Below are 13,692 nucleotides of genomic sequence, written 5' to 3' on the forward strand. Positions count from 1 at the left end.
TCATTGTTTGACCCGATGTTTTACAGGCCGTGAGTATCGTCAGCCAATGACTTTGTTGTTCGGTTAGGTTTGCCTTGCTTGAATCGGACATATTCTATTCCTCTGATTGTAAAACCACAGAGTGCAGAAAATTATTTCAGGTGTATAGAGTGGGGTTTATTTTGCGCTTACCTTATAGAGGCACACTCAGCCTAATAATCATCAATCACAAAATACAATTAAAAAAGGCTTCACCTCTGTTATTGAGGTGAAGCCTAATAAAATCTTTTTGTAGCTATTTTTTATACCTCAGCATCAACTGCGGCATTAAGCTCTCTAATATCATCTTCAAAACTTTCAGGGAATACTAAAACATTTACTTTGTGACTTGTGTTACCACTTGTTACAGTAACTATTGACCGAAAATCATCATCAGTAACAGAATTAAGAGATATTTTATTTATTCTTTCATAGTCATAATCTGTCATTTGATCATCTCCCTATCGCAATTGCTTTTATTAAACACTGTTTTACCACTTATGTCCACATCCCCTTTTAGGTGGGATAGATATAACTATCTTACTAATCCTGTACTTCGACCTCAGCTACAACTACTTGAGGCGGCTTTGTATCCTCAACCCACAACTCCTTGATAATATTATATAAACCATCAGAAACCCCTCTCAACAAATCTAGATCATAGTCTTCTTTAAATACGAATCGTTTAGGACTATCAACACAAACAAAACCAAGCAATTCTTTTTTATTAGATGCTTGATATGGGCATATAGGCACAACCATGGTACTTTTATAAGGAGGCTTCCACAGAAAGAGCCTACTAAAGAAACCACTACCTTCAACCTGACCATAAGCTGCAAAACTAGAATTTTTATAGCCATACCTGAAAGGAATATTATTTTCCTTAAAATAAGGGGCCGCACCATTTTCAATTTCCTCAAATATAGCTAAGAAATCAGTATTTTCTTCCACCCAATGCTTAACATTTTCATTTTTATCGTTATTGCCTCTCGCACTATCTGTACTACGACAAAATGTTGTTGCCTTATACCGCTCATTAAACAAATTATCTGTATCAAGAATTAAGACTTTAATGGAAACATGACACCTTGCCGATGTTATAACATTCATTGTATGAGCAAGATTATTACACAACTCTATTATAGCCGAATGTGTAAACGCGTATTTTTCTGTAGTGGTTGAGAGGTTTCTTCTATTCAGTGCATGAATTGCAGAAAAACCATTACTCATATCTTTTATAGTTTCAGCATATTTTTTATTTCTTCCCCATCTTACCCTTAAGAACAAATAAGCAGCCAGATAATAAAAAAGAAGAACCCCTATTATTAAAACCGCCAATACTCCAGATTCTTCTAAATTTGGAACTTGATTAGTCACATACCAATTTACAAAAGCTATGACACCAGCAATAGCTAAAATGGTTTCAACTAAAGATTTTAAATATGAGCGCATTGAGCTTCCTTGCTTTCCCTATAATTTAATTACGATTATTTTAAGCTATTCTCACATGAGAACACCTTTCTATCAAGTACGTATCCCTAATCAATCTAATCATCCACAAGAAGAATATTCCTACCACATAAAACAATTAACAGGGCAGCCAACAGCAAAAAATAAACCCATCACCAAAAACTGTTGCCAATACGTTGCCACAAACAAAACAATAGGCCCTCCATTAATCGCGGAAAACCACAACCTATTGATATTTCCATAAAATATGGTGGCTATGGGTGGACTTGAACCACCGACCCCAGCATTATGAATGCTGTGCTCTAACCAACTGAGCTACATAGCCATATTTAGAACGACCTGTGAATACAAGCCGAATTTCTGAAGCACGAATTCTATGCGAATATCGTGCCTATGTCCAGACCGGAGAAGGCCTGTTTACACATTAAACAGGAAATGCATCACATCGCCATCCGCTACAATGTAATCCTTACCTTCCAGACGCAGGCGACCCGCCTTACGTGCGCCCTGTTCACCATCATGCGCGATAAAGTCCTCGTAGGAGGTTACCTCGGCACGAATAAAGCCCTTCTCGAAGTCGGTGTGGATCACAGCGGCAGCCTTGGGTGCGGTGGCACCGACAGGAATAGTCCAGGCACGCACCTCTTTTACCCCTGCGGTAAAATAGGTATGTAGACCCAACAAATGATAACCGGCACGAATGACGCGATTCAAACCGGGCTCGGACAGACCCAACTCATCCAAGAATTCCTTTTGTTCATCAACATCCAGCTCAACCAGTTCTGCCTCAATCGCTGCACAAACAGCAACAATCTCAGCACCCTCATCCTGTGCCTTTTTGCTCACCAGATCCAGGTAAGGATTATTCTCAAAACCATCCTCAGCCACATTGGCGATATAAAGCACAGGTTTATTTGTCAACAGATGCAGTTCATGGATATATTCCAGCTCCGTCTCATTCAAATCCAGAAAACGAACGGCATGACCCTCATCCAGTTGTTTTTGTACCTTATCCAGTGTGACCAGGCGCGCTTTGGCATCCTTATCTCCACTCTTGGCGACCTTATTGCTACGCAGCACAGCCCGCTCGACGGCTTCCATATCCGCTAGTGCCAGCTCGGTCTCGATCACTTCAATATCACCCAAAGGATCAATCTTGCCAGCAACGTGAATTACATTCTCATCCTCGAAACAACGGACTACATGCACGATTGCATCGGTTTCACGGATGTTACCCAGAAACTTATTACCCAGGCCCTCACCTTTAGAGGCACCGGCAACCAGCCCGGCGATATCGACGAACTCCATTCCAGTTGGCAAAACGCGCTGGGGCTGAACTACCTCAGCCAGCTTATCCAATCGCACATCCGGTACCGGGACGATGCCCACATTCGGATCAATGGTACAAAAGGGATAGTTCTCTGCCTGTATACTCGCCTTGGTCAGGGCGTTGAATAAAGTCGATTTACCCACATTCGGTAAACCAACAATGCCACATTTGAATCCCATACTGTATTACCTCTTACTTGCTATGCAAACGATGCATCGCCTTTTCCAGATCACCATCCAACACCATCGGCAATATTGACAGTGCTGCATCAATCGACTGATCAATCGCAATCTGCTCATCCGTTGTTGGACGATGCAAAACGTAATCAGCCACCCGATTACGATCCCCGGGATGACCTATACCAATACGCAGGCGCAAAAAATCATTACCACCCAGATGACTCACCATGTCCCGCAGACCATTATGACCACCATGACCACCCGCTCTTTTCAGACGCGCATCGCCCGGTTCCAGATCCAGGTCATCATGCACCACCAGGATCTGTTGACGATCAATCTGAAAAAAATGAGTAGCCGCTGCAACCGACTGACCACTGCGATTCATAAAGGTATCCGGCTTTAACACCCGAAAATCATGCCCGGCACAATGAATACGCCCAAGCTCACCATGAAAACGGGTCTCACGCCGGGGCACACATTGATGTTGCAAGGCAAGCTGATCCAGCAACCAAAACCCGGCATTATGCCGGGTCGATTGGTACTCGGAACCGGGGTTACCCAGTCCCACAATAAGCTTAATAGCGGTCAAAAACCTCTACCTGAACTTATTCTTCGCTAGCGCCATCTTCAGGAGTTTCTTCCTCTGTAGAGACTTCTTCCTCCTCATCACCACCACCACGTTTGATATGGATCGAGACAACACTCAAATCATGGTCCTCACCACGCGCAAGATCCAGGGAAATCACACCTTCAGGCAAAGTAATACTCGACAGGTGAATCGACTCACCAAGATCCAGTTCGGTAACATCAACCGCAATAAACTCGGGTAGATCCTTGGGCAGACACTCAATAAAGATATCCGTCGCATCATGTGACAACAGACCACCACCTTGCTTAACACCCTTGGCCTCTTCCCCACCGGTAATATGAACAGGCACATGGACATGCAACTTCTTGTTCATATCGACACGTAATAGATCAATATGCATAATAACAGGCTTACTGGGATGACGTTGCACATCACGCAAGACTGCCGGCTGCTTATCACCCGCAATATCAACGGTCAGGATATGCGAATAAAAAGCCTCATGCTCCAGACTATGAAAGATCTGATTATGGCTCAGGGTCAGGGACTGTGGATCCTTACCAGCACCATAGATAATGGCAGGGATCTTGCCAACGTGACGCAGGCGGCGGCTCGCACCCTTACCCATGTCCTCACGCAACTCGGCATCTAATTCAAAATTTACACGACTCATCTTACTTCTCCTAATAACGACTGCCTTGGCAGTCTGAATACACCTGCCCGCGACCAGGGAGGTGATAAAAAGGTGGGAAACCCCAACCTCAAAAAAATTAATCCATATACAAGGTACTCACCGATTCCTCGGCACTGATACGACGCATGGTCTCTCCCAGCATCTCGGCAATACTCAACTGACGTATGCAGGGGCACTGTTCAGCCTCTTTACTCAACGGGATGGTGTTAGTTACCACCAACTCATCCAGCTCTGAATTTGTCACATTCTCAATTGCTGCCCCTGACAACACCGCATGGGTACAATAGGCCACCACCTTCACCGCACCACGTTCCTTCAGCGCACTAGCTGCCGCACACAAGGTACCCGCGGTATCCACCAGATCATCCACCAGAACACAGGTACGCCCCTTAACCTCGCCAATGATGTGCATAATCTTGGCTTCATTAGGTCGTGGCCGACGCTTGTCAATAATCGCCAGATCGGCATCATCCAGACGTTTGGCCATAGCACGCGCACGAACCACACCACCCACATCCGGTGACACCACCATCAAATCAGGATATTTCTGGCGCCAGATATCCCCCAACAGGATCGGTGATGCATAGACATTATCCACCGGTACCGAGAAAAACCCCTGTATTTGATCCGCATGCAGATCTATCGTTAATACGCGATCAGCACCCACATTACCAATCATCTGCGCCACCACTCTGGCTGTAATCGGCACTCGCAGGGCACGCGGTCGACGATCCTGCCGGGCATAACCGAAATAAGGGATGACTGTCGTCACACGCCAGGCCGAGGCACGACGTAATGCATCCACCATAATCAGTAATTCCATCAGATTATCATTGGTCGGCGCACAGGTCGGTTGCACAATAAAGACATCCTTGCCACGCACATTCTCGGATATCTCGACCTGAAGCTCGCCATCACTGAAACTGCCGACCACTGCACGGCCCAGCGGTATCTTCAAGTGATCAACAATAGCCTGCGCCAGCACCGGGTTTGCCGTTCCGGTAAAAACCACCATCTGATTATCAGTGTCTGACACGGTTCAACCCTCTTAACGTCTTCATTAATTACTTGTAATTGGCTGGGGCGGCAGGACTCGAACCTGCGAGTGCTGGGATCAAAACCCAGTGCCTTAACCGCTTGGCCACGCCCCATTATAAACCCTGATCTGCCAACGCTCCATATAATGGTGAGCGATTACGAGCAACAGCAACAAAACTCTGCCACCCCCAGGGTAATTTTTCCTGCACACGACAAGCACTGGCATGATCCGCAAAGGAGGCAAAGATACCGCCGCCGGTACCCGTCATCCGTGCTGGTGCATATTGCGCTAACCAATCAATAGCATCCGCTACCAATGGATAGTGTTTACGCACTACCGATTCACAATCATTTCCAAGCTTGTTAGCATGAAGGTCGCATATTTTGATGGTCTGTGAATCCCGTGTCAATTCAGAATCGGAAAAAATCTTGGCTGTAGAGACATTTACCGGCGGAATTAGCACCAAAAACCAGGGTTCTGGCAACTCAACCGGGGTTAATTTCTCACCCACACCCTCGGCAAATGCCGCCATACCCCGTACAAAGACCGGCACATCTGCGCCCAGTTTCAGCCCCAGAATAGCCAGCTCATCAACAGATAACTCTATGTTCCATAAGCGATTTAACACCACAAGCACCGTCGCCGCATCTGAACTCCCACCGCCCAGACCTGCTCCCATAGGCAGACATTTATTCAGCTCAATATCGACCCCATGTTCAATCGCAAATGCCTGTTGCAATATTTTTGCGGCCCGCACACATAAATCCTGCTCAACAGGCACTCCAACCGGCCCCTGATGACGAGATATCTGTCCATCAGCCCGATGTCTTAAGATTAACTCATCACTATAATCAATAAACTGGAACACCGTTTGCAGATCATGCATGCCATCGGCACGACGACCGGTAATGTGCAAAAACAGGTTTAATTTAGCCGGTGCCGGCCAAGGGCCAGAGGGCTCAAGCTGATCATAATAGGCCGATTTATTCATGCCTCGAGCTCAACAACGGCTCCAGCTGATCAATAACAAGACGCAACTCCACATCCTTGCCCTGTAAATAAATCAGACGAGGAACCACATAGCCATTGATCACCTGATAACGTTTATAATGAATAATCCAACCATCCTGCACAACACTCACAGGGCGACCTTGTGCATCCAGGGTTTGCTCATCCGCCTTGATAACAGTGTAATCTGCCAGCACCCAATAACGTAACCTTGATAACGGCAGACGCATTCCGGTTTGATTGTAGAGTAACTGTTCCGCACTCGCTGCCACCTGCTGATGACCATCACTATCGGTCAGGTGTGCCTGCTGTTCGTCCACATCAATTCTAATCGTACCCACACCCAATGGCCCCTGTAACACCATATTGTATGTTGTTGGATATTGTTGCCAACGCAGACTGACATTCCAGTTTTTATCCTGATAACGCAGAGCCATACGTCCCTGTAAACGCCACTGCGTCCAGTCCAGCGGTTCCCAGGCCGTCACTGGTGGCACCTGCGGAATAGTGCTACAGGCAACCAGACCTAATGATAGAAAAAAAACCCGAAAAAATAAACTCATGGTAGAAATCGCTGCATCACCTCTTGTAGATAGGGGTCATCCGGAAATTGCTGCAAACTATCACGCCATATCTGCTCTGCTTCCTGTTGTCTCTCCAACATCCACAAGATTTCCCCCAGATGGGCTGCAATCTCAGCCTCAGCAGTAATGGCATAGGCCTGTTGCAGATATTCCAGTGCCTGCTGATAATTACCCAGACGATAATAAGCCCAACCCATACTATCAATAACCGCCTGATTATCAGGCATCAGAGCCAATGCACGTTCAATGTAGATAAAAGCCTCCTGATAACGATCTGTCTTTTCCAACAGAAGGTAACCCAGGGTATTCAATGCACTGCCGTCCTCTGGACGTAACTCAAGAAAGGCCTTCAAATCTTCTTCAGCACGTTTTACCTGCCCAGCCTGCATTGCTGCCTCTGCACGACCATAGAGTAAGGTTAAATCATTCTGCCATCGACCCAGACCCTGACTAAAGACATCAATCGCATCCTCATAGCGAGCAGCACGCATCAACAAACCACTCTCGACAATTAACAAGCGTCTAATAGCCTGTGGTTGCTCCTTACCCATGCCACGTAATAAATTACGCGCCTCTGTCAATGCACCACGTTGCTGCAACAAAGCAGCCCGCTGGATAATCGCCTCAACCCTGAATTTACCCTGCGTAACCTTCTCCAGCCATTGCTCGGCCTGGGTCCCTTGACCTGACTTTTGTGCCACCAGTCCCATATAGTAATAGGCATTAAAACGCGCACTATTTTTTAATGCCATCATGCGGGCAAAATAACCTGTGGCAACCTCCATGCGTTTATCTTCCAGCGCAAACAGACCGAGTGCTGTCAAGGAGTCAGCATCTTCCGGCTGCCTTGATAACACCCACAAAAATTGTTCACTGGCGGCCTGTAGCTGCTTATCCAGCATCAATAACTGACCATAGAAACGATGCAAAACAAGCGAATCTGGCAGACGCTTCAGTGCCAGCATTAATTCTTCCAGTGCCTGAGATTTTTTACCGGCACCAATCTGAGCCTGAATCGACAGTACAATAGCGTCTTCCCATTGTGGTCGAAGCATCATAGCTTGCTGTGCATGTTCTTGTGCCAGGACATATAACTCCGATTGCAAACTGACACGCGCATACATCAGATGGGCTGATGCATCCTGTGGGAACAATTCCAGCAAGCCAGCCATAAGCTCCATCACCAGCAAGGGATCACTATCACTCAAGATATCCTGTAGTCCTTGATAGACCTCATCTCTGTTTTCTGCTGTCTTGAGCAAATAAACCAGATGTTCAAGCGCCTCATCACCTTGCCCGGTACGCATCGACAAATAAACCAGGGAACGTCTAAGTTCAGGATTATCCGGCTGCAGGGCAATCCAGTGCTTTGCTACCTTCAAAGCCGCAGCATATTCCCGTGCATACAGTGTAATACGCATCGCCCTGGCAGATAATCTTGGATCCTGTGAAGCCAGTGCAGCAGCGATATAATGACGGGAAGAAACCCCGATATAACCGCGCTTACCTGCAATCTCTGCCAAAAGAATATCGTACAACGCCTTGCCACCGAGCACTTCCTGTGGCCATAACTCCGCTGGATCAGATGCCAACACCCGTTTTTCAGGTACTTCAAGTGAGCGATTTGAAGAAGCGGGTTGCAACGCACATCCTCCTTGCACCACCAATATCAGAGGGAAACCAAGCATCACCAGTAATCGTCTTATCCCTGTTGTTCTTTTCATTAATCTCAATCTATACCCCAAAAATCCACACAGTCATGCAATATGCAGACTAAACGTATACAATACACGCTTTTAGTACCAAACCAGTATAATTCACACTAACATCCAGATAAACCTCATGCCTCTCATTGCGCTCGGCCTCAATCATCAAACAGCACCCGTGGACATCCGCGAAAAGGTCGCCTTTTCGCCTGTGCAAATGAATGAAGCACTACAACAACTATCAACCCAACCGGGTGTTCATGAGGTCGCTATTCTATCAACCTGCAACCGCATGGAGATCTATTGTAGTGGAGATGAAGCGGCAGACAAGGCAATCACTGACTGGATCACACGCTTTCACAACATTGACATCAACAAACTCACTCCGTTCCTCTACCAGCATCGTGACCAGGGTGCTATTCAACATCTGCTTCAAGTAGCCACCGGGCTAAACTCCATGATCCTGGGTGAACCACAGATCCTCGGACAGGTTAAGGCCTCCTATCAGGATGCCTTGCGTGCCGGTTGTATGCACAATCTGCTCGGCAAATTATTTCAACATACCTTTTCTGTTGCCAAGCAGGTACGTACAGATACTGCCATTGGCTCTAGCCCGGTCTCTGTTGCCTTTGCTGCTGTTAGCCTGGCACGACAGATATTTGGTGACTTGAACAATAAAACAGCCTTGCTTGTCGGTGCCGGTGAAACCATAGAACTGACCGCCAGGCATCTACATCAACATGGTCTCAACAAGATGATTGTTGCCAATCGCACCGTTCAACGCGCCCATACCCTGGCGACTCAATTTGATGCCTATGCGATTAGCCTGTCAGAGATGCCAGACCACCTACCTGAAGCCGACATAGTTATCTCATCAACGGCAAGCCCATTACCCATTCTCGGCAAGGGCATGGTTGAACGCGTACTCAAACAACGTAAACGACAACCCATTTTCATGGTGGATCTTGCTGTACCGAGGGATATTGAACCTGAAATTGGTGATCTGGCAGACATCTACCTGTACACCGTCGATGACCTGCAAGAGGTCATTCAAGACAACCTCCAGTCGCGACAAGAAGCCGCCAAACAGGCACAGGAAATTGTTGACAACCGCACCGAGGATTTTCTTGGCTGGATACGCTCACTACAATCTGTCTCCACCATACGCGACTATCGCAACCATGCCGAAAAGCAACGTGATCTTGTCCTGCAAACAGCCCGGCAGCAATTAAACAACGGCAAGGATCCCGAACAGGTATTACAATATATGGCTCATACCTTAACCAACAAGCTCATCCATGAACCCAGTACACAACTGCGCCAGGCGGGCTACGATGGTGAGACCGATTTTATTGCCATGGCACGCAAATTACTGATAGCGAAAGACCGCTGAGGAAACGCTGATTAACACATCAATTAACCGCAAACTGGAGACCCTGTCTGAACGCTTTATCGAACTGGGTGCTTTATTATCCTCACCCGAGATCATTGCTGATCAGAATCAGTTTCGTGAGTTTTCCAAAGAATATGCACAACTAACCCCGGTAGTAAAATGCTTTGAGGAACATCAACAGGCTGCGAAAGACCAACAAGAAGCCGAGGAAATGAGCAAGGACCCTGACCCAGAACTGCGTGAGATGGCAGAAGAAGAACTGGCTATCAGCAAACAACGTCAACAAGAACTCTCGCTCGAACTACAAAAACTGTTATTACCCGTCGACCCCAATGACCAGCGCAGCGTATTCCTTGAGATCCGTGCCGGAACCGGCGGTGATGAGGCCGCTATCTTTGCTGGCAACCTGTTCCGTATGTATAGCTACTATGCCGAACAACATCGCTGGCCGGTTGAGATTCTCAGCGAAAACGCAGGTGAACACGGTGGCTATAAAGAGATTATTGCGCGTATTAAAGGTGAGGGTGCCTATTCCAGGCTCAAATTCGAATCCGGTGTACACCGGGTTCAACGCGTCCCCGAGACCGAATCCCAGGGACGTGTTCATACCTCGGCTGCCACTGTTGCCGTCATGCCCGAGATTGAGGAAAGCGAGGCCGTCGATATTAATCCGTCTGATTTACGCATTGATACCTATCGTGCCTCCGGCGCCGGTGGTCAGCACATCAACAAGACCGATTCCGCGGTACGCATTACTCATCTACCCAGTGGTATCGTTGTCGAATGTCAGGACGAGCGCTCCCAGCACAAAAATCGCGCCCGTGCCATGTCCCTGCTGACCTCCAGGATGGAGACCATCGAACGAGACAAACAACAGGCGGAACAGGCACAAACACGCCGCCAACTGGTAGGTAGTGGTGATCGTTCCGAACGCATCCGTACCTATAACTACCCCCAGGGGCGCGTGACTGACCATCGTATTAATCTAACCTTATACAAACTGGATGAGGTTTTACAGGGCAAGATTGATCTGATTATTGATCCGCTGACCAATGAAGATCAGGCTGATCGACTAACTGAATTACAACAGGGTTAGAATCTATGGTGCGTAGTACGCACCCTACCGTCATTTGCGATACCGACACACCGAATAGCGGTCATTCCCGCGTAGGCGGGAATCCATTATGATGCAGTATGTTAAGTATCCTCTTATAGCGAGCAATACGTTATGTCCCCACCAACCATCCAACAGGCATTAAAACAGGCTCACAAGCAACTGAGTCCATCTTCTAACAGCGCTCATCTGGATGCCGAGGTATTACTCTGCTTCCTGATCAACAAACCCCGTAGCTATCTCCATACCTGGCCAGAAAAACACCTGAGCGATGACCAGCATCATCGCTATGAAGACCTGATCACGCGCCGGTTAGCCGGTGAACCCGTTGCCTACATCACCGGTCGGCGTGAATTCTGGTCACTTGATCTGGAGGTAAACCCGACTACCCTGATCCCCCGTCCGGATACCGAGACCCTGGTTGAATGGGTGCTTAATCAATTCCCACACACACCCATCAAGGTAGCCGACCTGGGCACCGGCAGTGGTGCCATCGCCCTAGCACTAGCGCAAGAACGCCCCAACTGGCAGCTACTGGCAACCGACTATTCAGTCGCGGCACTGGCACTCGCGCAAGGTAATGCAGAACGCCTCAATATCCACAATATCAGTTTCAGCCAACATGATTGGCTGGAGGATGTTGATCAATATGATTTTGATCTGATTGTCAGTAATCCTCCCTACATCCCTGAGGCCGATCCTCACCTGCTACAAGGGGATGTGCGCTTCGAACCACGCAGTGCCCTCAGTTCCGGTGCAACAGGGCTTGATGACATCAGGAAGATCATTCAACAGGCTCCAGCCCACCTGAAACCGGCCGGCTGGCTGGCACTGGAACATGGTTACGATCAAGGCAATACTGTAAAAAAAACACTGCAATTAAATAACTACCAATCCATCTCAACAATAAGAGATATCGCAGGCAATAACCGTATAAGTGTGGCACAGCATTATTAATAACAAACCATTCATTATCCCCATACTTTTTCTGTGTTATTATTTTTAATGCAGTGAAAATGGTTGCTGCATCATTCGCATAAACACATAAATTGGTTATCCCTTTATTATGATATGCATTGTAAACAAGGAACTGACCAATACAAGAAAAGGATACCTGGATATGAAAAATCAACACCTAGATCTTACCTGCAAAACAGCTTCTATCAAGCGTAATATTCCAGCATTTAATTCGATAGCTTTAGCGCTCGGTCTCTTGCTGACACCAACCACTGGATCCAGCCAAATTCTGGAATTCGATTACACCGCTACATTTACTATGGTAACAGCGAGTGGCGAATTTTTTACCAATATCTCCGAACTGGGTAATAGTACAAATGGTAACCGAACACCTGTCACGGGAAGCATGCAATATGATACAACACTTGATGCAGGTACATTGCTCATGGTTCCCTTCTGGTTCAATGAATCCATTTTATCGTGGGTAGGTATGGAGATGGAGGGTATAGGCTCTAATCGTGCATTATTTAATGGTATGTTTAACTGGAATGGCATCTATGGTGTTCCCGTTTCTCTGGTCTGGGATGCAACAGGACTGAACAATGCCATTAACTCAGGTTTGAGCAATGGATCAATCATTAATGGTAGTCTGGGTGGTGCTATTCCTGCAACAAGTAATACAGTGAAAAGTTATGGTCCCTCCGGTGGTATAACCTATCCGGTAGGCCCTTCACCATTGGCAACAACAACCTTTGATACCACACCTGTCAATCCACCCGTTAGTCTTAATTATACACACAGTGGCCAACTCCCTATCATCAATGACCTGATCATCGATGCCACCAATGGCGATATTGGTATTGGTGGATCGCCGCTGCTGGCAGGACCCTTCCTGGCATACAATATAAATATCGACTTCAACACACTTGAACTCACCAGTATGTCTGCCGTTCCAGCACCTGCCGCACTCTGGTTATTTGGTTCTGGCCTGATTGGTTTACTAGCTGTAAGTCGACGACATTCAGAAGATCAATCAGATACCACCTAACCATCTGATTACACAATATTATTTACTCTCGGCTATGCCCTTGTTATTCACATCGGCATAGCCGGTAATCCCGTTAAAATAACAAACCCCTGCCTGCCACAAAACTTGATAATTATTACAAACCCGTTAGGATGGAGCTATGGACGATCAGGCAAACACGCTTATTCGACATCGCAAGATCTGTTTTCGTGGTCCACACGAGAATACGAGTCAGGCGCAAACAGCGACGCTGATATTAAGTGATATCGAGGGCATCCTCAAAGTGACATCTGAAGGTGACGACATCATCCATATCAGCTATGACATCCAGTTAATCTCCCTGCGTATTATTGATGAACTCTTAGTCGAGATTGGGCTACACCTGGATAACAATCTGTTCTGTAAACTTAAACGTGCGTTGTACTACTACAGCGAGGACGCTCAGCGTGAAACTCTGGGCTACAGTGACACCACCCAACGAGTCTTTATCAAGCGTTATCAAAAATTGCCGCACGGCTGTAGAGATGGCCGCCCTGATTGCTGGCGGCGTTATCTTTAAGTTATCCTCAAGATAATGGATTCCCGCC

Annotated in this window: 14 protein-coding genes and 2 tRNA genes; 5 read left to right on the plus strand and 11 right to left on the minus strand. The window is 47.0% G+C overall.

Going from position 1 to position 13,692, the window contains the following annotated elements; all coding sequences use genetic code 11:
• Positions 1 to 281: 281 nt before the first annotated feature.
• The 11 genes from GXP22_01470 to GXP22_01520 all read right to left on the minus strand — a co-directional run bounded on the left by GXP22_01470 (position 282) and on the right by GXP22_01520 (position 8,632).
• A complete protein-coding gene (locus tag GXP22_01470; GenBank protein NOX08155.1) occupies positions 282 to 467 on the minus strand; it encodes a hypothetical protein in 186 nt (61 codons plus the stop codon).
• A gap of 94 nt (positions 468 to 561) precedes the next feature.
• Positions 562 to 1,470: a hypothetical protein gene (locus GXP22_01475; GenBank protein NOX08156.1), complete on the minus strand. Its 909-nt coding sequence runs from the start codon at positions 1,468 to 1,470 to the stop codon at positions 562 to 564.
• A gap of 266 nt (positions 1,471 to 1,736) precedes the next feature.
• Positions 1,737 to 1,813: transfer RNA gene (locus tag GXP22_01480), tRNA-Met, on the minus strand.
• Between the two features lie 92 nt (positions 1,814 to 1,905).
• Positions 1,906 to 2,997, minus strand: a complete 1,092-nt coding sequence (gene ychF, locus GXP22_01485; protein ID NOX08157.1) for a redox-regulated ATPase YchF — start codon at positions 2,995 to 2,997, stop codon at positions 1,906 to 1,908.
• A 13-nt stretch (positions 2,998 to 3,010) separates the two neighbouring features.
• Positions 3,011 to 3,586 carry an aminoacyl-tRNA hydrolase gene (gene pth / locus GXP22_01490; protein ID NOX08158.1) on the minus strand — a complete coding sequence of 192 codons (576 nt, stop codon included), beginning with the start codon at positions 3,584 to 3,586 and terminating at the stop codon, positions 3,011 to 3,013.
• A gap of 16 nt (positions 3,587 to 3,602) precedes the next feature.
• On the minus strand, positions 3,603 to 4,256 hold the full coding sequence (locus GXP22_01495) for a 50S ribosomal protein L25/general stress protein Ctc (GenBank protein ID NOX08159.1): 654 nt from the start codon (positions 4,254 to 4,256) through the stop codon (positions 3,603 to 3,605).
• Positions 4,257 to 4,353: 97 nt separating this feature from the next.
• A complete protein-coding gene (locus GXP22_01500; GenBank protein NOX08160.1) occupies positions 4,354 to 5,292 on the minus strand; it encodes a ribose-phosphate diphosphokinase in 939 nt (312 codons plus the stop codon).
• Between the two features lie 60 nt (positions 5,293 to 5,352).
• Positions 5,353 to 5,428: transfer RNA gene (locus tag GXP22_01505), tRNA-Gln, on the minus strand.
• Positions 5,429 to 6,307 carry a 4-(cytidine 5'-diphospho)-2-C-methyl-D-erythritol kinase gene (gene ispE / locus GXP22_01510; protein ID NOX08161.1) on the minus strand — a complete coding sequence of 293 codons (879 nt, stop codon included), beginning with the start codon at positions 6,305 to 6,307 and terminating at the stop codon, positions 5,429 to 5,431. It abuts the tRNA gene before it with no gap.
• Positions 6,300 to 6,887 carry an outer membrane lipoprotein LolB gene (lolB, locus tag GXP22_01515; protein NOX08162.1) on the minus strand — a complete coding sequence of 196 codons (588 nt, stop codon included), beginning with the start codon at positions 6,885 to 6,887 and terminating at the stop codon, positions 6,300 to 6,302. Before lolB ends, ispE begins: the two co-directional genes overlap by 8 nt.
• Complete coding sequence (locus GXP22_01520; GenBank protein ID NOX08163.1) at positions 6,884 to 8,632, minus strand: tetratricopeptide repeat protein; 1,749 nt, start codon at positions 8,630 to 8,632, stop codon at positions 6,884 to 6,886. Before GXP22_01520 ends, lolB begins: the two co-directional genes overlap by 4 nt.
• A 118-nt stretch (positions 8,633 to 8,750) precedes the next feature.
• Here GXP22_01520 and GXP22_01525 point away from each other — a divergent pair, with 118 nt between their 5' ends.
• The 5 genes from GXP22_01525 to GXP22_01545 all read left to right on the plus strand — a co-directional run bounded on the left by GXP22_01525 (position 8,751) and on the right by GXP22_01545 (position 13,664).
• Positions 8,751 to 10,007: a glutamyl-tRNA reductase gene (locus tag GXP22_01525; GenBank protein ID NOX08164.1), complete on the plus strand. Its 1,257-nt coding sequence runs from the start codon at positions 8,751 to 8,753 to the stop codon at positions 10,005 to 10,007.
• A gap of 10 nt (positions 10,008 to 10,017) precedes the next feature.
• Positions 10,018 to 11,103 carry a peptide chain release factor 1 gene (gene prfA / locus GXP22_01530; protein ID NOX08165.1) on the plus strand — a complete coding sequence of 362 codons (1,086 nt, stop codon included), beginning with the start codon at positions 10,018 to 10,020 and terminating at the stop codon, positions 11,101 to 11,103.
• Between the two features lie 132 nt (positions 11,104 to 11,235).
• A complete protein-coding gene (gene prmC / locus GXP22_01535) occupies positions 11,236 to 12,078 on the plus strand; it encodes a peptide chain release factor N(5)-glutamine methyltransferase (GenBank protein NOX08166.1) in 843 nt (280 codons plus the stop codon).
• 163 nt (positions 12,079 to 12,241) lie between these two features.
• Positions 12,242 to 13,126 (plus strand): hypothetical protein, encoded by an 885-nt coding sequence (locus GXP22_01540; protein ID NOX08167.1) that lies wholly within the window; start codon positions 12,242 to 12,244, stop codon positions 13,124 to 13,126.
• A 139-nt stretch (positions 13,127 to 13,265) separates the two neighbouring features.
• Entirely contained in the window at positions 13,266 to 13,664 is a 399-nt protein-coding gene (locus tag GXP22_01545) for a hypothetical protein (GenBank protein ID NOX08168.1), read from the plus strand.
• Positions 13,665 to 13,692: the final 28 nt, after the last annotated feature.

This window comes from Gammaproteobacteria bacterium, assembly GCA_013151035.1.
Classification (GTDB): domain Bacteria; phylum Pseudomonadota; class Gammaproteobacteria; order JAADJB01; family JAADJB01; genus JAADJB01.

What these genes read in the sequence shown, in the direction of transcription:
- GXP22_01475 (NOX08156.1), bottom strand. Translation starts at nt 1,470, where the DNA reads ATGCGCTCATATTTAAAATCTTTAGTTGAAACCATTTTAGCTATTGCT.
- ispE (NOX08161.1), bottom strand. Translation starts at nt 6,307, where the DNA reads ATGAATAAATCGGCCTATTATGATCAGCTTGAGCCCTCTGGCCCTTGG.
- prmC (NOX08166.1), top strand. Translation starts at nt 11,236, where the DNA reads ATGTCCCCACCAACCATCCAACAGGCATTAAAACAGGCTCACAAGCAA.
- GXP22_01525 (NOX08164.1), top strand. Translation starts at nt 8,751, where the DNA reads ATGCCTCTCATTGCGCTCGGCCTCAATCATCAAACAGCACCCGTGGAC.
- GXP22_01540 (NOX08167.1), top strand. Translation starts at nt 12,242, where the DNA reads ATGAAAAATCAACACCTAGATCTTACCTGCAAAACAGCTTCTATCAAG.
- GXP22_01520 (NOX08163.1), bottom strand. Translation starts at nt 8,632, where the DNA reads ATGAAAAGAACAACAGGGATAAGACGATTACTGGTGATGCTTGGTTTC.
- GXP22_01495 (NOX08159.1), bottom strand. Translation starts at nt 4,256, where the DNA reads ATGAGTCGTGTAAATTTTGAATTAGATGCCGAGTTGCGTGAGGACATG.
- ychF (NOX08157.1), bottom strand. Translation starts at nt 2,997, where the DNA reads ATGGGATTCAAATGTGGCATTGTTGGTTTACCGAATGTGGGTAAATCG.
- lolB (NOX08162.1), bottom strand. Translation starts at nt 6,887, where the DNA reads ATGAGTTTATTTTTTCGGGTTTTTTTTCTATCATTAGGTCTGGTTGCC.
- GXP22_01500 (NOX08160.1), bottom strand. Translation starts at nt 5,292, where the DNA reads ATGGTGGTTTTTACCGGAACGGCAAACCCGGTGCTGGCGCAGGCTATT.
- GXP22_01470 (NOX08155.1), bottom strand. Translation starts at nt 467, where the DNA reads ATGACAGATTATGACTATGAAAGAATAAATAAAATATCTCTTAATTCT.
- GXP22_01545 (NOX08168.1), top strand. Translation starts at nt 13,266, where the DNA reads ATGGACGATCAGGCAAACACGCTTATTCGACATCGCAAGATCTGTTTT.